The 22157-nt window shown below is 31.4% G+C and carries 20 protein-coding genes; 9 read left to right on the top strand and 11 right to left on the bottom strand.

Annotated elements, in window-relative coordinates; all coding sequences use genetic code 11:
• Positions 1–123 precede the first annotated feature (123 nt).
• The 6 genes from porL to BT151_RS06545 form a co-directional block, all read right to left on the bottom strand.
• Positions 124–762 carry a type IX secretion system motor protein PorL/GldL gene (gene porL / locus BT151_RS06570; RefSeq protein WP_072400933.1) on the bottom strand — a complete coding sequence of 213 codons (639 nt, stop codon included), beginning with the start codon at positions 760–762 and terminating at the stop codon, positions 124–126.
• An 82-nt stretch (positions 763–844) separates the two neighbouring features.
• Positions 845–2206: a T9SS ring complex lipoprotein PorK/GldK gene (porK, locus tag BT151_RS06565; protein WP_072400932.1), complete on the bottom strand. Its 1362-nt coding sequence runs from the start codon at positions 2204–2206 to the stop codon at positions 845–847.
• Between the two features lie 162 nt (positions 2207–2368).
• Positions 2369–3535 carry a formimidoylglutamase gene (locus BT151_RS06560; protein WP_072400931.1) on the bottom strand — a complete coding sequence of 389 codons (1167 nt, stop codon included), beginning with the start codon at positions 3533–3535 and terminating at the stop codon, positions 2369–2371.
• A 177-nt stretch (positions 3536–3712) separates the two neighbouring features.
• Entirely contained in the window at positions 3713–6202 is a 2490-nt protein-coding gene (gene topA / locus BT151_RS06555) for a type I DNA topoisomerase (protein ID WP_072400930.1), read from the bottom strand.
• A 141-nt stretch (positions 6203–6343) separates the two neighbouring features.
• Positions 6344–7126: a hypothetical protein gene (locus BT151_RS06550; RefSeq protein ID WP_072401019.1), complete on the bottom strand. Its 783-nt coding sequence runs from the start codon at positions 7124–7126 to the stop codon at positions 6344–6346.
• Between the two features lie 129 nt (positions 7127–7255).
• A complete protein-coding gene (locus BT151_RS06545; protein WP_072400929.1) occupies positions 7256–8494 on the bottom strand; it encodes an LVIVD repeat-containing protein in 1239 nt (412 codons plus the stop codon).
• Positions 8495–8649: 155 nt separating this feature from the next.
• Here BT151_RS06545 and miaB point away from each other — a divergent pair, with 155 nt between their 5' ends.
• The 7 genes from miaB to groL all read left to right on the top strand — a co-directional run bounded on the left by miaB (position 8650) and on the right by groL (position 15338).
• Positions 8650–10098, top strand: a complete 1449-nt coding sequence (gene miaB / locus BT151_RS06540) for a tRNA (N6-isopentenyl adenosine(37)-C2)-methylthiotransferase MiaB (protein WP_072400928.1) — start codon at positions 8650–8652, stop codon at positions 10096–10098.
• 3 nt (positions 10099–10101) lie between these two features.
• Positions 10102–11376, top strand: coding sequence for a sigma-54 interaction domain-containing protein (locus BT151_RS06535; RefSeq protein WP_072400927.1), 1275 nt, complete (start codon positions 10102–10104; stop codon positions 11374–11376).
• Positions 11377–11451: 75 nt separating this feature from the next.
• Positions 11452–11961, top strand: coding sequence for an LPS assembly lipoprotein LptE (gene lptE, locus BT151_RS06530; protein WP_072400926.1), 510 nt, complete (start codon positions 11452–11454; stop codon positions 11959–11961).
• The gene (locus tag BT151_RS06525) at positions 11955–12911 is read left to right on the top strand and encodes a hypothetical protein (RefSeq protein ID WP_317041224.1); all 957 of its coding nucleotides are present in this window, start codon (positions 11955–11957) and stop codon (positions 12909–12911) included. The genes lptE and BT151_RS06525 overlap by 7 nt, the downstream gene beginning before the upstream one ends.
• Entirely contained in the window at positions 12911–13261 is a 351-nt protein-coding gene (gene secG, locus BT151_RS06520; RefSeq protein WP_072400924.1) for a preprotein translocase subunit SecG, read from the top strand. Before BT151_RS06525 ends, secG begins: the two co-directional genes overlap by 1 nt.
• Positions 13262–13405: 144 nt before the next feature.
• On the top strand, positions 13406–13681 hold the full coding sequence (locus BT151_RS06515) for a co-chaperone GroES (RefSeq protein WP_072400923.1): 276 nt from the start codon (positions 13406–13408) through the stop codon (positions 13679–13681).
• Between the two features lie 25 nt (positions 13682–13706).
• The gene (gene groL, locus BT151_RS06510) at positions 13707–15338 is read left to right on the top strand and encodes a chaperonin GroEL (protein ID WP_072400922.1); all 1632 of its coding nucleotides are present in this window, start codon (positions 13707–13709) and stop codon (positions 15336–15338) included.
• Between the two features lie 381 nt (positions 15339–15719).
• Here groL and BT151_RS06505 read toward each other — a convergent pair whose 3' ends face one another.
• The 5 genes from BT151_RS06505 to xrtF form a co-directional block, all read right to left on the bottom strand.
• Positions 15720–16073 carry a heavy-metal-associated domain-containing protein gene (locus BT151_RS06505; RefSeq protein WP_072400921.1) on the bottom strand — a complete coding sequence of 118 codons (354 nt, stop codon included), beginning with the start codon at positions 16071–16073 and terminating at the stop codon, positions 15720–15722.
• 5 nt (positions 16074–16078) lie between these two features.
• The gene (locus BT151_RS06500) at positions 16079–18328 is read right to left on the bottom strand and encodes a TonB-dependent receptor (protein WP_072400920.1); all 2250 of its coding nucleotides are present in this window, start codon (positions 18326–18328) and stop codon (positions 16079–16081) included.
• Between the two features lie 93 nt (positions 18329–18421).
• On the bottom strand, positions 18422–18823 hold the full coding sequence (locus BT151_RS06495) for an HYC_CC_PP family protein (RefSeq protein WP_084647875.1): 402 nt from the start codon (positions 18821–18823) through the stop codon (positions 18422–18424).
• 27 nt (positions 18824–18850) lie between these two features.
• Positions 18851–19282 carry an exosortase F system-associated membrane protein gene (locus BT151_RS06490; RefSeq protein WP_072400918.1) on the bottom strand — a complete coding sequence of 144 codons (432 nt, stop codon included), beginning with the start codon at positions 19280–19282 and terminating at the stop codon, positions 18851–18853.
• The gene (gene xrtF / locus BT151_RS06485) at positions 19275–19826 is read right to left on the bottom strand and encodes an exosortase family protein XrtF (RefSeq protein ID WP_072400917.1); all 552 of its coding nucleotides are present in this window, start codon (positions 19824–19826) and stop codon (positions 19275–19277) included. Before xrtF ends, BT151_RS06490 begins: the two co-directional genes overlap by 8 nt.
• A gap of 65 nt (positions 19827–19891) precedes the next feature.
• Between xrtF and BT151_RS06480 the strand changes: the two genes are divergently transcribed.
• On the top strand, positions 19892–20350 hold the full coding sequence (locus tag BT151_RS06480; protein WP_072400916.1) for a GAF domain-containing protein: 459 nt from the start codon (positions 19892–19894) through the stop codon (positions 20348–20350).
• Positions 20351–20492: 142 nt separating this feature from the next.
• Positions 20493–22025, top strand: coding sequence for a bifunctional phosphoribosylaminoimidazolecarboxamide formyltransferase/IMP cyclohydrolase (gene purH, locus BT151_RS06475; protein WP_072400915.1), 1533 nt, complete (start codon positions 20493–20495; stop codon positions 22023–22025).
• Positions 22026–22157: the final 132 nt, after the last annotated feature.

Genomic DNA, 22157 nt, shown 5'->3' with positions numbered 1-22157 from the left:
TCGCTATAAATATTAAATACATCAGATTAATCATTTTCTGTCTGGGTGATAAATTTCCTCCTGCCATGTTTAATTAGGTTTTTTGGTTAATTAATAATAATTTGGGATTAACAACGCTCCTAATTAGTTTTTGTTCATTGCAGATAACATTCCACCATAAACACCATTTAATGATGATAAGTTTGATGCTAAAGATTGCATTTGTTCTTTTAATTTTGCTGCATTTTCAACAGACTCTTCATTGATAGTTTGTTGTTTGCTTGCATTATCTAACTGTACTTTATAAAGACTATTTAATGATTCCATTTGAGCAGCAGCTAATGATAATTCTTCACCATATTTCTTACTTGCTTCAATTGAATCAACAGTAGATCCCATATTTCGTGCAGCACCTTCAAAGTTTTTAATACTATCTCCTAAGCTTGAAATTAATTCACCATCAATTTTAGCTTCTTTTAATAAATTGTCTAATTTTTTAGATAGTAAACCTTGTGCATCTTCTTTTCCTTCTTTTTTGATTGATTGTCCGCCAGCTAATTCTGGATATACTAAAGACCAATCTAACTCATCATCAACAGGTTCAAATGCAGATAATGCAAATATAATTGCTTCGGTTACAAGACCAAGGGTTAACATGACGTTACCTGTTAAAGGTCCAATTTCAAAGTGAATAATTTTGAATAGTGCACCAACAATTACAATTGCTGCTCCTAATCCATAAGCCATATTCATGAATTTTTTACTTGTTTTTGACTTTGCCATAATTTCGATTTTTAATTTTAAGTAGGTTGTACTTAAGTAGGTTAATAGTTATTATTAATTGATTTGATTTGATTCTAAATTATTATTGTCCGTTTTTCGTTACTTGTGTCCCCATGTAATCTTGAACGGTTCTGAAACCTATATAACTTCTTGCTGAATCTGCATATTCATAATCCCTAGAACTAACTTGTAAAAAATAAGCTACATCTTTCCAGGATCCACCTCTTACAATTTTACGTTGATTGCTGTTATCGTTAACACTAGGATTTATTGTTGATGTATACTGATAAGCTGAAGGATCGTAAGATGCATTCACCCATTCTGATACATTACCTGCCATATTATATAAATTATAATCATTTGGCTCGTAAGATTTAGCTTCTACAGTATATAATGCTTGATCTGCTGCATAATCCCCTCTTACAGGTTTAAAGTTTGCCATAAAACATCCTCTATCACTTTTTGTATAAGGCCCACCCCATGGATATGTTGCTGCTTGAAGACCTCCTCTTGCGGCATACTCCCACTCAGCTTCAGATGGTAATCTAAATGTATTTATCAAAGCTGCTCCTTTTCTAGATTTTTGATACGAGTTTTTGTTTATAGTTCTCCACTCACAAAATGCTTTTGCTTGTTCCCATGTAATACCAACTACTGGATATTCTCCGTAAGCATCATGCCAAAAATAATCGTTATGCATTGGCTCATTATAAGAATAAGCGAAATCTCTAATCCACACTGTTGTATCAGGATAAATTTCAATTTCTTCTTTTACAATAACATCTTTACGACTAATACCTCGGTTTTTTGCCGCTTCTTGTATATCCATGTGACTGTATTGAAACTTGAACTTTTTCACATCCCAAGTACGTTGTCCATTATACGACTCTTCTAAAGGCAAATACATTGTATCCATTACTTCAGTATAGTACTCATCTGGATATTCAGATGTATCAAACACTAAATCAACGTCTTTGTTTAACTTTCTGCCTTCGTATCCTGTAGGACCTAAACCAGTGTAGTTTTCAAACATGTATTTCTCATAAACAGACATATTAGCTGTATCTGCATCTTTAAATGCATATTCGCCAATACCTCCATCTTCAGGTACTTTTCCTACTTCATCGGCTAAAATGGCTAATTTCATTCTAACGATTGAATCTCTTACCCAATTTACAAATTGGCGATATTCACTATTGGTAATTTCTGTAGCATCCATATAAAAGGCTCTAACAGTTACCGTTTTTGATGGTGCATCATGAATTCCTGCAAGATCATCATCGGCTTTACCCATGATAAACGCTCCTCCTGGAATAAGTTCCATACCATATGGCTTTTCTGGATGCCATTTCTTCCCTTTAACACCTACTAACTCGCCCTTATCTTTAGAGCCACAACTGGTTAGTATTGCTAATACTGCGGTTAATAATATAAACTTCTTCATATACATAGAAAACTCGAGGTTAATTATTTATGCTTTATTTTGAGAGCGTAAACATATTTATATATTTTTTAAAAAACAACTTTTTATCTAAAAAATTTACATTTCATCGTGAAAATTTTACATTTTACCGATAAAATCAACTATTTGACTAGACTTTATCTACTAAACACAGTTCTTTTGAAACGCTTTATACCAACGGTCCGGTACCTTATTATTGCATGCATCAAGGTAATCTTGATGCATGCATGGTAATAACGTATGTCTTTTCAATTTATTATTAACTTCTGACAAAAAAGGTATCTCAATCCACCATCTTCCTGTTTTATTACTCTTATAAAACACTAATTCTTCAGATTCTACTAACGTAATAAACTTTTGATAACTACTATCATCTGAAAAATCATCATCTTTAATTCTATAATTGACACCTTCAATAAAATACCAAATCATTTGTGAGACTAGCATTGATGTAATTTCATCATCTTTTGAAGGCTTATATTCATAAATCCCAAAGGAGGTTACCTTATTACTAATACCTGCATAACGTGCTATTGCACATATTTCTTTCCCGTCTAGACCATTGGGTGAATACTTTTGCCTTAAGCTAACTTCTGCCCCTTTTACTGCTGTTAAATCTATACTTACAATGTTAGCATCTCTCAATACAGGCTCTACAATAGTTATATCTTTAGATATTTGCCCAAGCCTGTACGATTCAAAATACAAACTATCCATTAAATCTAATTCCTCTTGTGAATTAAAATAGGTTTGATATCCTATTGTAGCGTAATTAAAAAGATTATAAGGCTGATTTAATATTATTTTACCAACAAAACTATTATTCTTTATTGGTTTGGTAGAATCTCCTAAATTAAACTTAGCATCAACATTTACAATGTTAACCATTGGTATTAAATTATCGTAAGCTCTATAGTTAGCGTAAGTTAAATCTTGCGAACCTCCTAATATAATAGGTATAACATTTTTTTTAACAAGAATACTTATAGCTTCTTTTAAAGCAAAATAAGTATCTTCTACACTTTCACCTTTATTAATATCGCCTAAATCTGCAATGTTTACATTCCAACTTCCTGGAAAAAGGCTGTAGAATGATTTACGGATTTCATCTAATTTAAAATCCTCTCCTATATAATTAACATCGTTTCTATTTTCTAATACTCCAATTATAGCAACATTAACATTGTCTAAATCTGGAATTCCATTTTGTTCTGAGTGAATTCTGATCCTCCTGCCTAAAGCTTGCAAAGAGAGTAATTCATTATATGCTAAAACTGAATCTGGTACTGGAGACAGAAAATTAAAGTTCATCTAAAATATAGCAATTATTTATATTTGTTAAAAATTCTGATAAAACACAAATATCAATAGAATAAATGAGTATTTAAGTAGCTTTATGTTAAAAATAACCGATGAAATACAAATATTTAATAAAATAACACTTAAAAGTCATGAATTTTAAAAATGAAAATGAATTTTAGTAATTAATTACTTCTTTTTAGGAGCTGCTTTTTTCTTAGTCGCTCTCTTTTTTGGTGTTTTTGCTTCTATAATCGCTTTAGCTTCATCCAAAGTCATTTTTGAAACATCAACCGTTTTAGGTAACTCAACTTTTATTTTTCCTTTAAGTACATTATGTCTACCCCAACGTGCTTTTTCAACTCTAATGCCTTCATCTTCCCAATTATGAATAACTTTATCTATTTCTTTTTGAATTTTTGTTTCAATCAATTCAACAATATCTTCATCAGATAAATTATCCCAATCGTATTTTTTATTTACATTAATAAACATATTGTTCCATTTTATAAATGGTCCAAAACGTCCTTTACCCTTTTGTACAGGTAGCTCATTATACATATATATTGGCGCATCTGCTTTTTGTTTTTCTTTTATTAAAACAATAGCATCATCCAATTCTACACTTAAAGCATCTACTCCTTTTGGAAGCGACACAAATGAGTCTCCAAATTTTACATACGGTCCAAAACGCCCGTTATTAACTTCAATTTCTTCACCTTCATAAGTTCCTAAATTTTTAGGAAGTTGAAACAAATCCATTGCTTCCTCATAAGTAATGGTGTTTAATTGTTGGTCTGGACTTAAACTTGCAAACTGTGGTTTTTCTTCATCATCTACCGTTCCTATTTGAACCATAGGCCCAAACTTACCTAAACGCACACTTACTTGTTTTCCAGATTTTGGATCTTCACCTAAAATACGCTCCCCAGATTCCCTATCGGCGTTTTCTTTTACATCTTCTACAACTGGATGAAAACTTTTATAAAACGATTTCATCATTTTAGTCCAATCTTCTTTTCCTTCAGCAATTTCATCAAAATCGGCTTCAACTTTCGCAGTGAAGTTATAATCTAAAATAGCATCAAAATGAGTCACTAAAAAGTCTGTCACAATCATTCCAATATCAGTTGGCACTAATTTTCCTTTATCAGAACCTACTTTTTCAGTTAAAGTAACATCTTTTACACTACCACTCTGTAAAGTAAGTTGCGAATAATTACGTTCTTCTCCTTCTACAGTTCCTTTTTCAACATAATTTCTATTTTGAATGGTTGAAATAGTTGGCGCATATGTAGACGGACGACCAATACCTAATTCTTCTAATTTTTTAACTAATGAAGCCTCTGTATATCTTGCTGGCGGACGTGTGTAACGCTCGGTTGCTGTGATATAATTATTAAGTAGGTTTTCATTATTTTTCATTGCTGGCAACATACCTTCTTGCTCAACATCTTCATCATCTGTTCCTTCTAAATAGACTTTTAAAAATCCATCAAAAGTAATAACTTCTCCATTTGCAGTAAAGGTTTCCTTGTGTGTTGAAGCACTAATCTTAACATTTGTACGCTCTAATTCTGCTTCACTCATTTGAGAGGCAATAGAACGTTTCCATATTAAATCGTACAATCTTGATTGATCATAATCTATATCAACAGAATGTAAAGAAAAATCTGTTGGACGAATCGCCTCATGCGCTTCTTGAGCACCTTTAGCTTTTCCTTTATAATTTCGTGGGTTACTATATTCTTTTCCGTAGGCGCTTTTAATTTCTGCTTCTGCTCCTTTACGTGCTTCATCAGATAAATTCACACTATCTGTTCTCATGTAAGTAATTAAACCTGCTTCGTACAGGCGTTGAGCCATAGTCATGGTTTTACTTACTGAAAAATATAATTTACGTGATGCTTCTTGTTGTAATGTTGAAGTTGTAAATGGTGCTGCTGGCGATTTTTTTGCTGGTTTCTTTTGTAAATCTGAAACCTTAAAATCTGCTGAAGCATTTTTTTCTAAGAATTTTTGAGCTTCTTCTTTAGTTGAAAAATTCTTTGGAAGTTTTGCCTTAAAAGTCTGCCCATCTTCATTTGAAAATTCAGCATCAATTCTATAAGATGCTACCGGATTAAACTCTTGAATTTCTCTTTCTTTTTCAACAATTAATCGCACAGAAACCGATTGAACTCGTCCTGCCGATAAACCTCCTTTTACTTTTCTCCATAATACTGGAGACAACTCATAACCTACAATTCTATCTAAAACACGACGCGCTTGTTGTGCATCAACCAAATCGTAATCTATACCTCTTGGATTTTCAATTGCTTTAAGAATTGCTGCTTTAGTAATTTCGTGAAAAACAATACGTTTTGTTTTGTCTTTATCTAGTTTTAAAGTTTCTGCTAAATGCCAAGCAATAGCTTCACCCTCTCGATCCTCATCACTTGCTAACCAAACCATATCTGCTTTTTTAGCTAAGTCTTTCAGTTTTTTTACAACTGCTTTTTTATCTTTAGAAACTTCATATTTTGGTTTAAAATCACCTTCTACATCTACCCCTAATTCCTTTGAAGGCAAATCGGAAATATGCCCGAAACTGGATTCAACTTTAAAATCTTTTCCTAGAAATTTTTCAATGGTTTTTGCCTTAGCAGGTGACTCTACTATCACTAAATTCTTAGCCATACTTCATTTTTTTGAGGTTACAAATGTATATGAAAAAAAGTTTAACTTCCTAATTTTATAAGCTAACTCTATTATTTTTAAATGTAAAAAGCCTGCATTTAACATTTAAAACACAGGCTTTTTATATAAAAAATTAGAATTTTACTCTACTGTAGTTCCTATTTCATCAATAGCAGTTTGATCATTAAAACCAATAACTTTCTTATAAATTAAATAAGTTGGATGGTACACAAAAGCAGCTGTGAACAAGACCCCAATAAAACACATAATAAAACCAACTATTTGGGCTAATAAAGACGAAACTATTATTAAACCAAAAGAGATTAACCATTTTTTATTGCCTAATTTAAAACTTAATTTTACAATATCTCCAACACTTAATTCTGGATTAAAAGCAAAGATTAAAGCAAAATATGATAATGGCACAATTGCATAAATTAAAGGTATGTAACATAATAAAGCTGCAGGAACAGCAATTAATATTGTAACTAACATTAATATAAATGTTTTACTTAAATATTTCACCTTTATAAAATAAAAGAAATCTGATGTTACTACTTGCTCATTATAATCCAGCTTTTTCATTATTCTATAAAATCCGGCGTTTAATGCTACTGAAATAGCTCCCAAAACAAATATTCCTACTATTACAAATAATATATATAAAACAGACATACCGGCAAAAAAGGCATCAAATGACTCTGGATTATTATACCCGTTTTCTTGTTGTGCTATCACCATTCCTATTAATGGAATATATAAAACGATAATTAAAGGGAGCATGATAATAATTGTAAATAATTGTAATAAAAAACCTTGAAGCCACGTTTTTTTAAACAACTCAATAGATTCATTAAAAATAGTTCCGAAATCTAACTCTTTAGAGCGTTCTATTTTTTCTAATAATGTATTAATTATATTCATTTTTGGTTTGGTTAAGCGGTTATTAAAGCATAAATGTAAACGATTTTTTTTAAACACCTAAAAATATAACTCAAACAAAAAATCCTACTTGGATGCAGGATTTTCATTTTATCAAATTAAAGTTAAAAGCTAATTTAAAAAGTAACTACTTATTAGTTTAACAGTATCGTCTAAATATTCATATTGATATATTGTCTTATCACCTATCATTAGCAAAGTGTTTTCTAACGGGATAACATCTTTAGATTGAATATTTTTTAAGTTACCCAGCATATTAATATTTAGTGGATCTGTTTTGTCAAACAACTTCAAACCAGAAGTACCATCGCATACAAATAAAGTATTTCCTTTAATCCCTAATCCATAAGGATTATCTAAACTATACTGCTTTATTAATGTTGGTGCACTTTTATCGCTAATATCAATAACCTCTAAAACACTTTCTAATTGCCCACAAGCGTTTCCTCCTCGTAAAGTTAAATAAGCATAATCTCCATCAACAACCACAGGATCACAACCTTCCCAATGTGTGAATTCTGAAACAAATTCTGGAAATGATGGGTTAGTTAAACTATAAATATACATACCATTTGTACTTCCTAAATACAAATAATCATCTGCTTGAAACATGGTTTCTATATTCCAACCCGCATATTGAGTATTAGCTAGTGTTGGTTCTGCTAAATTTTGAATATTAAAAATAGCCATTTGATTATTTCCTACGGCATATAAATAATTATCTACTATTTGAAAACGAGCTAATGAACCACCTGTTCCTGTAACAGACTCTGCAGAATTTGTTAAAGCACCATCAAAAACAACATCTACAACACCTATGTTATTTACTTTTTTACGTCTTTCGGTAGTTACGGTCCACCCAACAATAATGTCACTTTCGTAATTAAATTTATCGAAATCAACTATTTCGGCATTAACAGGTATGTTATAATTATAAATTTCAAACACGTCTTCTAATCGTTCAACTAAAGAAATATTATTAATATCTGAAATATCAAATACCACTAAATCTGTAGCACTATCTGCATATAAATAATCATCTTTCACAGAAACATCTTCATTACCAGGAACATCAATATAACTAATAGCTTGAGGTGATTCTGGGTTCGAATTATCAATAATATGAACACCTTTATTAACATCATTTACAAAAATATAATCTTTGTATGCATATATTTTACCAGCCTCCTCAATAGGTTGAGGAGCGGTTACTTTTACAGAATTTCTAAAAGCAGATTTACTCATTAAATTAGGTGTTGCGACTTGTACAAATTCATATTCTAAATCATTTTTATCGCATGAAAAAGTCATCAAAAAAAGTAAGGGCAAAAAAAGATATTTTAATTTCATTGTTTTGGCTGTTTTCTAAAAAGATGCAAAAACAGAAAAAGGTTGCGTTAAACACACAGGAATTTTTATAATAAATTTAAACTGCCACTTTGTCATAAAACATAAATTAATTGTATCTTTGCATGCTTATTGAATGATACCCGTTTCAGTATACTATGGAGAAAATTATAGACGAAAATAAACAAGGAGAATCTTTAGTTTTAGAACAAAAAGAAAGTAACAAACGAAAACTTTTTATTGAAAGTTACGGTTGTGCTATGAATTTTAGTGATAGTGAAATTGTAGCCTCTATAATGTCTGAGCAAGGTTTTAACACAACAAAAAACCTTGAAGAAGCCGATTTAGTTTTAGTAAACACTTGTTCTATTCGCGATAAAGCAGAACAAACTGTTCGCAAACGTTTAGAAAAATATAACGCTGTAAAACGCGACATTAATCCAAAAATGAAGGTTGGTGTTTTAGGCTGTATGGCCGAACGCTTAAAAACAAAATTTCTTGAAGAAGAGAAAATTGTTGATTTAGTTGTTGGACCAGATGCCTATAAAGATTTACCAAACTTACTAGCCGAAGTTGATGAAGGCCGAGATGCAATAAACGTTATTCTTTCAAAAGAAGAAACTTATGGCGACATTTCTCCCGTACGTTTAAACACTAACGGTGTGACTGCTTTAGTATCTATTACTCGTGGTTGCGATAATATGTGTACATTTTGTGTTGTACCATTTACTCGTGGTCGTGAACGCAGCAGAGACCCACAAAGCATTCTTGAAGAAGTTAACGATTTATGGAATAAAGGCTATAAAGAAATTACCCTACTTGGGCAAAATGTAGATAGCTTTCTTTGGTATGGCGGCGGACTTAAAAAAGATTTTGAAAAAGCCAGCGACATGCAAAAAGCAACAGCGGTAAACTTCTCAAAACTATTAGAACTTTGCGCCAAAGCACAACCTAAAATGCGTATTCGTTTTTCAACTTCAAACCCACAAGATTTAACTTTAGATGTGGTTCAAACCATGGCGAAATTTCAAAATATTTGTAACCATATTCATTTACCTGTACAAAGCGGGAGCAATCGTATTTTAAAAGAAATGAATCGCTTACATACTCGTGAAGAATATTTTGAACTGATTGATAATATCAGGAAAATAATTCCAAACTGCTCTATAAGTCAAGATATGATTGTTGGTTTTCCAACAGAAACTGAAGCCGATTTTCAAGATACGGTATCTTTAATGGAGTATGTGAAATACAATTTTGGATATATGTTTACGTATTCTGAACGCCCAGGAACTATGGCGGGTAGAAATATGGAAGATGATGTTCCTGAAGAAACAAAAAAACGCAGACTACAAGATATTGTAGATTTACAAAGAATACACAGCGAAATTAGAACCAAAGAACATTTAAATACAGTTGTAGAGGTTTTAATTGAGAAAGAATCAAAAAAATCAAACACTCAATGGTCTGGAAGCACACCGCAAAATATTGTATGTGTTTTTCCAAAAGATGACTATAAAATTGGTGAGTTTGTAAATGTAAAAGTTACAGATTGCACCAGCGCTACACTTATTGGTGAAGCTATTGGTTTAAGTGAAAATAATTAAAAAATGGAATCAGTTCAAGCTATAAAACAACGATTTGGTATTATTGGCAATAGTCAATCTTTAAATCGTGCCATTGAAAAAGCGATTCAAGTAGCACCTACCGATATTTCGGTTTTGGTTACTGGCGAAAGTGGTGTTGGTAAAGAGAGTATTCCAAAAATAATACATCAATTATCACACAGAAAACACAACAAATATATTGCAGTAAACTGTGGAGCCATACCAGAAGGAACTATTGATAGTGAATTATTTGGACACGAAAAAGGTGCTTTTACAGGAGCAACACAAACTCGCGAAGGTTATTTTGAAGTTGCCGATGGCGGAACCATTTTTCTTGATGAAGTTGGCGAGTTACCATTAACAACTCAAGTTCGCTTATTACGTGTACTTGAAAATGGTGAGTTTTTAAAAGTAGGCTCAAGTAAAGTACAAAAAACCAATGTGCGTATTGTAGCAGCTACAAATGTAAATATGTTTGAAGCGATACAAAAAGAGAAATTTCGTGAAGATTTATATTATAGATTAAGCACTGTAGATATTCATTTACCGCCTTTACGCGACCGCCAAGAAGACATACATTTACTGTTTAGAAAATTTGCTAGCGACTTTGCATTAAAATATAAAATGCCAACGGTTAAATTAACCGACAATGCTGTACAAGCTCTTTTAAAACACAGATGGAGCGGTAATATTCGTCAACTACGAAATATAGCTGAACAAGTTTCAGTATTAGAACAAGACAGAACTATTTCAATAGATACATTAAGAAGTTATTTACCAACATCTGGTAATAATTTGCCTGCAGTTATCAAAACATCAAAAGCTGAAAGTGATTTTAGTAGCGAACGTGAAATCTTGTACAAAGTCCTTTTTGATATGAAAAGTGACCTCAACGATTTGAAAAAATTGACCATGGAACTCATGAAAAATGGCAATGTAAAAGATGTTGAGAAGAATAACGAAAGCCTTATTCAAAAAATCTATGGAAATGATGACGAAGAAGATGCCGATTACGAAGATTCTTTAGACAATACTAATACTGAAGTTATTTCAATTCCTGAGCATTCTTCTAACAATGAAGAAATAAATACTATTCAAGACAAATATCATTTTGCAGAAGAAATTGAAGAGGAAGAAACCTTATCATTACACGATAAAGAGTTAGAATTAATAAAAAAATCGCTTGAACGTCACAGCGGAAAACGTAAATTAGCAGCTGCCGAGTTGGGTATTAGCGAACGGACTCTATACAGAAAGATTAAACAATACGACCTTTAGAATTTTAAAACAACAAAACAAAAACATAATCGTTTATAAAATGTCATGCTGAGTTTGTCAAAGCATATTAAAAACATGAAAAAACACTTATTATACTTTTCAATTTTAACCTCTAGCTTTTTACTTTCTAGTTGTGGCTTCTATTCTTTTACAGGAGCATCAATACCTGCAGGTACAGAAACATATCAAGTTAATCGTTTTGAAAACACAGCATTGCTAGTAGAGCCTGGTTTAGAGCGTGATTTTAAATTGGCTCTTGAAGATTTAATTCAAAATCAAACCAACTTAAATTTAGTGCCCTCAAATGGCGACTTGGTTTACGAAGGCGAAATAACAGATTATAGAATTTCTCCAACCACAGCAACATCACAGAATACAGCAGCACAAAACAGATTAACAATAAGTGTTAAGCTTCGATTTTATAATAAAAAAAATGAAGATGATGATTTAGATCAATCCTTTTCTTTTTATTACGATTACCCAGGAAGTTCACAGCTAGTTGGCTCTCAAAAAACTGCTGCACATGAAGAGATTTTTGAACGCATCACGCAAGATATTTTTAATGCAACCTTAGCGAAATGGTAATGACTCAAACAGATTTCACATATATACTTCAACACCCGCAAGCTATCACGCACAATCAAACAGAAGCTGTAAAATCTATTACTGATGAATTTCCTTATTTTCAATCGGCACGCGCCATTTACCTTAAAGGTTTAAAAGACCAAAGTAGCATTAATTACAATCAAGAACTTAAAACTACTGCAGCCTATACAACCGATAGAAGTATTCTATTCGATTTTATAACATCAGAAGCCTTTATACAAAATGAAATCTCACAATTTATAAAACAAAACATCGCTAATTTAAAAGATATTGATGTTGATATTGAAGATATTTCTGTTGAAAAAAGTGTTTCTATTGATGATGCCCTAAAACAGCAAATTAACGATACCGATGGCGTTTTAGACCCTGCTCTATTTCAACCTAAAGAAGCTCGACCAGTAAAAAGTTTTATTTTAGATGAATCTGAAACTATTGAAAAAGCTACTAAAGAAACAAAAACTCAAGATGCTTCTGCCGATGAAATACTAAACTTAGGCAAACCGCTTCCTTTTGATAAAAAAGAAAATCACTCTTTTAATGAATGGCTAAAGCTAACCTGTTTCAAACCTATCCAAAGAGAAGCAGAAAACAAAGAAAACGAGAAAGAAGCTGAAGTTAATATTAGCTCCACAGACGCATTAGATAAAGAGAAAAAATTTGAATTGATTGATAAATTCATTTTAAAAAAACCAAAGATAAGCCCTGCTAAACCCTTAACACAAAAAGGCAATTTAGCTAAAGCACAAATGATACAGCCAGAGTCATTAATGACAGAGACTTTAGCACGTATTTATGTAGAGCAAAAAAACTATAAAAAAGCAATTCAATCTTATAAGATTTTAAGTTTGAAATATCCAGAAAAAAGTAGTTTCTTTGCAAACCAAATTAAGGCAGTAGAACAATTACAAGAACAAAACAATAAAGAATAATGAGTACGTTTACAATATTTTTAGCACTAATAGTTGTGGTAGCATTTCTACTAATCGTAGTAATCATGGTACAAAACCCTAAAGGAGGCGGATTATCATCATCATTTGGTGGCGGTGGCACTCAACAACTAGGTGGTGTAAAAAAGACAACCGATTTTTTAGACAAAAGCACATGGACTTTAGCAACATTATTATTAGTATTAATTTTACTATCAAACGTAGCTATTAACAGAGGTGGAGAAAGTGTAGATTCAAAAGCATTAGATCCTGATGCAACAACTACACAACCTTTACCAGAAGTTCCAGCAACTAATGACACAGCAACACCTGCTGATTCAACAGAAAAATAACTTCATGTAAAAAATAAAAAAAATGCCAACTGCTACAGTTGGCATTTTTTGTTTCTGAAAGTTTGTCAGTTAATAAGTATTGGCACATTTTTAGCACAACGCTTAAGCGTTAACATTAATTTTTAAATTAAAAATATATAACAAATGGCATTAAACATTAAACCATTAGCAGATAGAGTTCTTATTGAACCAGCTGCAGCTGAAACTAAAACAGCTTCAGGAATTATTATTCCAGATAACGCTAAAGAAAAACCACAAAAAGGAACTGTTGTTGCTGCTGGAAAAGGCACAAAAGACGAACCTATTACTGTAAAAGTTGGCGATACTGTTTTATATGGCAAATATGCCGGAACAGAACTTAAACTAGATGGTAAAGATTATTTAATCATGCGCGAAAGCGACATATTAGCAATTGTTTAATAAACAGTTAAAAAACTAAAATAAAATGGCAAAAGACATAAAATTTGATATTGAAGCACGCGACGGTTTAAAACGTGGTGTAGATGCATTAGCTAATGCAGTAAAAGTAACATTAGGCCCTAAAGGACGTAATGTAATAATTGGAAAAAGTTTTGGAGCACCTCAAGTAACAAAAGATGGTGTATCTGTAGCAAAAGAAATTGAACTTGACGATGCTCTTGAAAATATGGGAGCACAAATGGTTAAAGAAGTTGCTTCTAAAACCAATGATTTAGCTGGTGATGGTACAACTACTGCAACAGTATTAGCTCAAGCAATTGTAAAAGAAGGTTTGAAAAATGTGGCTGCTGGTGCAAACCCAATGGATTTAAAACGTGGTATAGATAAAGCGGTTGAAGCCATTGTTAAAGACTTAGAAAAGCAAGCAAAAAAAGTAGGTAACTCATCAGAAATGATTAAACAAGTTGCTGCTATTTCTGCCAATAATGATGACACTATTGGAGAGTTAATCGCTAAAGCTTTTGGAAAAGTTGGTAAAGAAGGTGTTATTACTGTTGAAGAAGCAAAAGGCATGGAAACTTATGTTGATGTTGTAGAAGGAATGCAATTTGACAGAGGTTATTTATCACCTTACTTCGTAACAGATGCTGATAAAATGATTGCTGATTTAGAAAATCCATACATTTTATTATTTGATAAAAAGATTTCAAACTTACAAGAAATACTTCCAATATTAGAGCCAGTTGCTCAATCTGGAAGACCTTTATTAATTATTGCTGAAGATGTTGATGGACAAGCATTAGCTACTTTAGTAGTAAACAAATTACGTGGCGGACTTAAAATTGCTGCTGTAAAAGCACCTGGTTTTGGAGACAGACGTAAAGCTATGTTAGAAGATATCGCTATCTTAACTGGTGGAACTGTTATTTCTGAAGAAAGAGGATTTACTTTAGAAAACGCAGATTTAAGCATGTTAGGTACTGCTGAAACTGTAACTGTAGATAAAGACAATACAACTATAGTAAATGGTTCTGGTGATGCTAAAGATATTAAAGCACGTGTAAACCAAATTAAAGCACAAATTGAAACAACAACTAGTGATTATGATAAAGAAAAACTGCAAGAACGCTTAGCTAAATTAGCAGGTGGAGTTGCTGTTCTTTATGTTGGTGCTGCTAGTGAGGTTGAGATGAAAGAGAAAAAAGACCGTGTTGATGATGCATTACACGCAACAAGAGCTGCTGTAGAAGAAGGTATTGTTGCTGGTGGTGGTGTTGCTTTAGTTAGAGCTAAATCGGTTTTAGAAAAATTAACTGCTGATAATTTAGATGAAGTTACAGGAATTCAAATCGTAGCACGTGCTGTTGAAGCACCATTACGTACTATAGTTGAAAATGCTGGTGGTGAAGGATCTGTTGTTATAAACAAAGTTCTTGAAGGTAAAAAAGACTTTGGTTTTGATGCTAAATCTGAAACTTATGTTGATATGCTTAAAGCTGGTATTATCGATCCTAAAAAAGTAACACGTATTGCTTTAGAAAATGCTGCATCTGTTGCTGGTATGATTCTAACTACGGAATGTGCTTTAATTGATATTAAAGAAGACGCTCCTTCAATGCCAGGTGGTATGGGTGGCGGTATGCCAGGAATGATGTAATCAATTTTTTGATACACAATTATATTAAAAACGCCTCAATTTATTTTGGGGCGTTTTTTTTATGATGCTAAAACAACAGTTTAATAAAATATAAAACCACCTCTTTGGAAGGTGGTACTTAAAAATTACTTTCCTTAAAATCAGGGCTTATTACTAATAATCCCTAATAACTGACTACTTCTTCTTAGCAGCAGACAGTATTGTCTTTTTTACCGTTTGTTTTGGTAAAACCGACTTTCCTTTTGGCTTTTGTTGTTCCATAATATATATCATTTTAAGAACTACTTAAATTTACAAATTATTATGATTCGTTATTATTTTATTAGCAAATAATTAACTAAAAAAAGCCTGAATTTAAGTTCAGGCTTTTTTTAGTTTTTATTAGTCTTCATGATCTTTCACCACCTCTTCATCTCTATACTTACAACACGGATCAATACTATTATATATTTCGTCTGTTGCTTTTAATTCTTTAGTATCATGACCAACAGCTACAATGTTAGATTGTATCGTTTTTAAATCTATTTTACGTTCATCAAAAAACAGTTTTAACTCATGTGTTTTCACATTCCAAATAGCACTTTTTACACCTTTAGTACTTAAACATGCCTTTTCAATTCTAGATTTACACATCATACAAACACCATCTACCTCAATGGATGCTTTAGCATTTTTGTTTTGTGCATATGTTGCTACTCCTATAAATAGTAAAGTTATTGTTATTACTTTTTTCATTTCTTTTATTTTATTTTAAATCTTAGTCCTGCGTAATACATACTTCCAAAAATTGGCCCGTATACAAAATTAGTATCAAAATTCGAACCAAAAGGATCATCTGCTCCTAAAATAGGATTAGACTGTCTTACATTTGTTATATTTTCTCCTCCTAAATATAATTCAAATTTTGGAGAAAATACTTTGGTTATTTGGGCATTCAAAGTCCCAACTGTTGGAGTACGTTCTGGTAATTGATATTGAATAGGATTTGTTGCAGTTGAAGAAAACCTTTGACTTCCTAGCCAATTAAATGTTGCATCAAACTTCCAATGACTACCATTATCTTCTTTTCCTGTTTCGTATGAAACATTCGCAAACAAACGATGTGTTGGCATTAACGGTTTTTCCAGTTTACCAACATTATAATCTGTTTTTACATCGTAATATTTATATGCTGTTCGCAAATCAAAGTGCTCAAAAGCGTTATAATTAAATTCTAATTGAAAACTATTAGCATAACTTTTCCCATCTAAATTATAAAAATTAACCTCTTGTGGATTTTCATAATCTACTACAATTTGATTTTTAAAATCGGTTTTATAATAATCTAAAGTCACATCCGCTTTTCTTCCAAAAAGATTAAAGCCTTGCAAAAAAGAAACACCATAATTCCATGCGATTTCAGGATCTAAACCATAAATTTTTCCACCTGTATTTAAAATATTTATGGTTCTTGATGTAGAAAACATACTTTGGTTTTCGGCAAAAATATTAGCACTTCTTTTTCCGCGTCCGAAAGACACTCTTAAAGCTGATTTTTCCCAAGGTGTATAACGCGCGTGAAGCCTAGGCGTTACAAAAGTGCCTAATAAATTATGATTGTCGATACGTAAACCAGCTGTTAGATTCAATTTTTCTAAATTATCAAAATTGTATTCAAAAAAAGCACCCGCAGAACGCTCAGTTCTTTTATAGTTTGAATCCAGATTTTGAGCTTCTAAAAACTCATCATAATGATCATAAGTATAACTTATTCCTGTTTTTATTTTATGTCTGGAATCACTTATAATAGAATTATAAATGGCATTAGCATACAAACTATTCTGTGTAATATGATATTGATTTATACCAAAATATGACTGTTGTTTATGACTACTAAATGCCGTTTGAACACCAATACTTTGCCAAGGAATTTCTGGATTTACATATCCTAATTTAGCTGAAACCTCATAACGTTTAGTATCAATTTCACTTCCCCATGAATTGGCAGTTAACTTATCTTTATCAGGATTAAAATTAACTTGACCCGTTTGTTTTTCATCATTTAAAAATTTAAAATTAATGAAACTTACAAAACCTTTTTCTGTATTTGTATACTGCCAACGATTCATAATATTAATTTGATTATACAATGGCATATCTAAAAAGCCATCATCATTAACATCATGTTTTTTATTGTGTGTATTGCCATGTAAATAAAAACCTGTATGCCATTTATTGCTCACTTTTGTATTTATGTGTGTATTTAATTCTAACCTTTCGCTAGATGCTCCATAAAAATTAACAAACAATTTATCATCGGTTGAAGGTTTTACAAGTTCTGCATTAATTTGTCCTGCAATACTTTCATAACCATTAACCACACTACCTGCGCCTTTGGTTATCTGTATACTTTCTACCCAAGTACCTGGAATAAAACTTAAACCAAAAGCTTGAGAAGCACCACGAATAGATGGAATATTTTCGGTTGCTATTAAAATATACGGACTTGTAAGCCCTAACATTTTTATTTGTTTGGTGCCAGTTACTGCATCAGCGAAATTCACATCTATAGATGGATTGGTTTCAAAGCTTTCTGAGAGATTACAACATGCTGCTTTTAATAATTCATCGCTACTCACTCTTATCACATTTTCTGCTTGGAAATATGATTTTGATGTCGTTTGCTTTCGTGAAGTTACTGTTATCTCATCCAAATTATCGGTTGGTTGCAACCAATGATGTATCATTTTAGGTTCAGTAATACTTATGGTATCTGTTTTAAAACCTATGTAACTAATCACTAATTTTTTGTAATCTGGTTTATACGGAATTGTAAAAGACCCATCTAGATCTGTAACTGAACCAACTTCTGTGTTTAACCAATAAACATTTGCACCAGCCAACCCTATATGTTCCTTTTTTTCATTGGCTTCCATAATCATGCCTTTAATATTATCTTGAGAAAAAAGACACGCTGGAAGTAATATTACTATATATAATATGTATTTCATTTTAATTGTAGGTTTCTATACCCATTATAATTGCCATAATAATTATAATGTTATTTTCATTTTTTTTAACGCTTTGATTGAAAGAATGAAAAATCAAATGATGAAAACTTGGTCTAAAACCTGAATGTCGGCAATCAAATTTGGTGGAGAATAATCTTTATGAGGGATTATTTTTTTTGGTAAACTTTTAAAAAAGTCACCAAATGTATAAGTGAATGTTGTGAAAAAGAATTGTTGTGAAAAAACTAAATCTTCAAACGATGAAAATTTTAATTCGTTCTGGCCTAAAACAACATCTATCTCGTGTTTGCAACAAGTTTTCTTTTGAAGTATTTCTAGGTGTTCCATAGGGCATTTTTCAGCATCTGTAAATACAGAAACATCAACTAAAATATCACCACAATAATGCTTTTCAACAGTAAAAGAAACCGTTGAAAACAAAACTAGTAATGCCAATAGCATTGAAAAACTTTTATATAATATGAGTTTTATCACCTCGCAAAAATACAAAAAACAGAAAATTTAATTACTTTTTATTTTATGGTAATAAAACGCTGGAATCAAAAGGATTAAAATTATAGGTTGAATTAAAAAACGACGTATATTAAAAAACAAATAATAATCTTCTTGCCTTGGGTTAATAACAAAATACAAATAAAGAATTATTAGCACAACAAAAGCGATTCCGTAAATTAAGCTGGAAAATTTCACTATGCTTTTATCTTTAAAAAATACATATAAAATAACTACAGAAATTATAACATTTAAAAAGTAGCGCAATGTTGTAAAACCTACCAGTTTTGCTACCTCTCGCCTAGGGCTATCAATATATAAATAGTCGTTTTCAAAAAAAGTTAAATATGGGTCGTAAAATAAATCGTTTTCAAACCATCTAATTAAAATTAGTAATCCAAATAACAAAAGCAACAATATGTATTTAATAGCTTTATTCATTTCTCGATTTTAACTTAGAAAAACGATTCACCCAAAAAATCCACAGTAAAAAAACCATGCCGTAAATAATGCCAGGAAAAACAACAGTATGCAAAAACTCTGAGTAATCTGGGTAATGATATAATCCTATACTTAAAATAACAATGCGCAATAAGTTAACCGTATAAATTAAAACACTACCAGAAAGAATATAAAAAAAAGTCGTTTTTAGTTTTCCTGAAAAAGCAATTACAAACGATACAAATAGAATAATTACACTTATAGAATTGCAGCCTTCAATAATTCTGGCTAGATATTTTCCGTTAAGTATTAATTTCATTGATGGCTCATTTGGATGTGCCAATACTTCTGCGTTATAACCAAAAGTATTCAACAATGCTTCTGTTTGTTTAGAAACCAAATGCGTTATATAATCTGGATAGAATTTTGAGCCATCAGAAAATTGTAAATAGAATTTATAAAGCACAGAAAAAGAGATATACACCAACAAAAATGTAAGTATAAATTTTATAACCGACTTGTATTTTATAAAAAGTGTTTTCAAAAAAATATGAAACTAAATATCGAAATTAAGCCTTTTTAAATACTTTTACCAAAACTTTTTTATTTATGAATTTTGAAGCACTAAAACCGCAAGTTGAAACTATTGTTAAAAATAGTAATGTACTTATATTACATGATTGTTTATTACAAATATGCGAACTACTTGAAGCTAATATCTCATATTATAATTGGGTAGGCTTTTATTTTAAAAATGGTGATAAAGAAGAATTAAAACTAAATGCATACGTTGGTGCTCCAACAGACCACACGATTATTCCTTTTGGAAAAGGTATTTGCGGGCAAGTAGCTGTTAGCAACCAAAACTTTGTTGTACCAGATGTTTCTGCTCAAGATAATTATATAGCATGTAGCATTACTGTTAAAGCAGAAATTGTTGTGCCAATTTTTGTTAATGGTGAAAATATTGGACAAATTGATATAGACTCTAATACTCCAAACCCATTTACTGATGCTGATGAACGTTTTTTAGAGTTTGTTTGCGCTAAAGTTGCAGAAATTTTATAGTTGTTAACAACTTCTTTTTTTAGTTGAAAAAACACCTCGTTTTTCATAATTCTTAGCTCGTTTTTTTAAAGGAAATAAGTACTTTTGCTATGACTTATAAATCTTAGCGAAAGCACTTAAATTTAAAACAACACAACAACTAATGAGCAACGAGAAAACCATCAAATCTGCATTAATATCCGTATTTAGTAAAGACGGTTTAGAACCAATTGTAAAAGAATTAAACAAACAAGGCGTTACTATTTACTCTACTGGAGGTACAGAAAAATTTATTAATGATTTAGGTATAAAAGTTGTTCCTGTTGAAGATGTTACTTCTTATCCTTCTATACTAGGTGGTCGAGTTAAAACATTACACCCAAAAGTATTTGGCGGTATTTTAAACAGACAAAACCATGAAGGTGATATAGCTGAATTAGCAGAATATGAAATTCCGCAAATAGATGTGGTAATTGTTGATTTATATCCTTTTGAAAAAACTGTTGCCTCAGGCGCAAGTAACCAAGATATTATTGAAAAAATTGATATAGGAGGTATTTCGTTAATTCGTGCTGCTGCAAAAAATTATGCCGATGTTATTTGTGTATCTTCAGTTAATGATTATGCTGAATTTTTAGAATTGATTTCTGAAAATAACGGAACCATTTCTGAAGAAAACAGAAAACGTTTTGCAGGAAAAGCATTTAACATATCATCACATTACGATACTGCTATTTTTAATTATTTCAACAAAAACCATGATGAAGCGGCTTTAAAAATTAGTGAAACTAATGGAAAAGTATTGCGTTATGGTGAAAACCCACATCAAAGAGGATTTTTCTTTGGGAATTTTGATGAAATTTTCACAAAACTTCATGGTAAAGAATTAAGCTACAACAACCTTTTAGATGTTGATGCTGCTGTAAATTTAATTTTAGAATTTAAAAACGATGCACCAACATTTGCTATTTTAAAACACAACAATGCTTGTGGTTTAGCACAAAGAGACACATTACACCAAGCCTATGTTGATGCACTAGCAGGCGACCCAGTTTCAGCTTTTGGTGGCGTTTTAATTAGCAATAAAGAAATTGATTTAGCAACTGCCGAAGAAATTCACAAACTATTTTGCGAAGTAGTTATCGCGCCTTCTTTTACTGCTGATGCTTTAGAAACTCTTAAAGGCAAAAAGAACAGAATTATTTTAACACTTCACGACATTGAAATGCCAAAAATGAATGTTAGAAGCTGTTTAAATGGTATTTTACTTCAAGACAGAAATAACATTACAGATACTATTGATGGTTTAAAGAATGTGACTAATAGTAATCCAACTCAAAACGAATTAGAAGATTTAATATTTGCCTCAAAAATTTGTAAGCATACTAAATCTAATACTATTGTTCTTGCAAAAGACAAGCGATTATTAGCAAGTGGAACCGGACAAACCAGTCGTGTTGATGCCTTAGAGCAAGCTATTCATAAAGCACAAACTTTTAAATTCGATTTAAATGGTGCTGCTATGGCAAGTGATGCCTTTTTTCCTTTCCCAGATTGTGTTGAAATTGCTAAAAATGCAGGCATTACAGCTGTAATTCAACCAGGTGGTTCTATAAAAGACCAATTAAGTATTGATTATTGTAATGAAAACAATGTCGCTATGGTTATGACAGGAACCCGTCACTTTAAACATTAAAACATTTTAAATAGTCTAAAAACCGATAAAAAGCGTATAAAAACAGGATACTATATTTTAATAAAATTTTGAATCCTTATTAAACGCATATATTTATTAACTTTTATTACATTTACTGAATTCGTTTTTAAA

This window comes from Flaviramulus basaltis (assembly GCF_900114265.1).
In the GTDB taxonomy this organism is placed as follows: domain Bacteria; phylum Bacteroidota; class Bacteroidia; order Flavobacteriales; family Flavobacteriaceae; genus Flaviramulus; species Flaviramulus basaltis.
Note: the sequence above shows the minus strand (reverse complement) of the source record. Positions and strands in the feature narration are given on the sequence as shown.

Bases quoted from the DNA above. Each gene is read 5' to 3' on its own strand.
- porL (WP_072400933.1), bottom strand. From the start codon at position 762: ATGGCAAAGTCAAAAACAAGTAAAAAATTCATGAATATGGCTTATGGA.
- porK (WP_072400932.1), bottom strand. From the start codon at position 2,206: ATGAAGAAGTTTATATTATTAACCGCAGTATTAGCAATACTAACCAGT.
- BT151_RS06560 (WP_072400931.1), bottom strand. From the start codon at position 3,535: ATGAACTTTAATTTTCTGTCTCCAGTACCAGATTCAGTTTTAGCATAT.
- topA (WP_072400930.1), bottom strand. From the start codon at position 6,202: ATGGCTAAGAATTTAGTGATAGTAGAGTCACCTGCTAAGGCAAAAACC.
- BT151_RS06550 (WP_072401019.1), bottom strand. From the start codon at position 7,126: ATGAATATAATTAATACATTATTAGAAAAAATAGAACGCTCTAAAGAG.
- BT151_RS06545 (WP_072400929.1), bottom strand. From the start codon at position 8,494: ATGAAATTAAAATATCTTTTTTTGCCCTTACTTTTTTTGATGACTTTT.
- miaB (WP_072400928.1), top strand. From the start codon at position 8,650: ATGGAGAAAATTATAGACGAAAATAAACAAGGAGAATCTTTAGTTTTA.
- BT151_RS06535 (WP_072400927.1), top strand. From the start codon at position 10,102: ATGGAATCAGTTCAAGCTATAAAACAACGATTTGGTATTATTGGCAAT.
- lptE (WP_072400926.1), top strand. From the start codon at position 11,452: ATGAAAAAACACTTATTATACTTTTCAATTTTAACCTCTAGCTTTTTA.
- BT151_RS06525 (WP_317041224.1), top strand. From the start codon at position 11,955: ATGGTAATGACTCAAACAGATTTCACATATATACTTCAACACCCGCAA.
- secG (WP_072400924.1), top strand. From the start codon at position 12,911: ATGAGTACGTTTACAATATTTTTAGCACTAATAGTTGTGGTAGCATTT.
- BT151_RS06515 (WP_072400923.1), top strand. From the start codon at position 13,406: ATGGCATTAAACATTAAACCATTAGCAGATAGAGTTCTTATTGAACCA.
- groL (WP_072400922.1), top strand. From the start codon at position 13,707: ATGGCAAAAGACATAAAATTTGATATTGAAGCACGCGACGGTTTAAAA.
- BT151_RS06505 (WP_072400921.1), bottom strand. From the start codon at position 16,073: ATGAAAAAAGTAATAACAATAACTTTACTATTTATAGGAGTAGCAACA.
- BT151_RS06500 (WP_072400920.1), bottom strand. From the start codon at position 18,328: ATGAAATACATATTATATATAGTAATATTACTTCCAGCGTGTCTTTTT.
- BT151_RS06490 (WP_072400918.1), bottom strand. From the start codon at position 19,282: ATGAATAAAGCTATTAAATACATATTGTTGCTTTTGTTATTTGGATTA.
- BT151_RS06480 (WP_072400916.1), top strand. From the start codon at position 19,892: ATGAATTTTGAAGCACTAAAACCGCAAGTTGAAACTATTGTTAAAAAT.
- purH (WP_072400915.1), top strand. From the start codon at position 20,493: ATGAGCAACGAGAAAACCATCAAATCTGCATTAATATCCGTATTTAGT.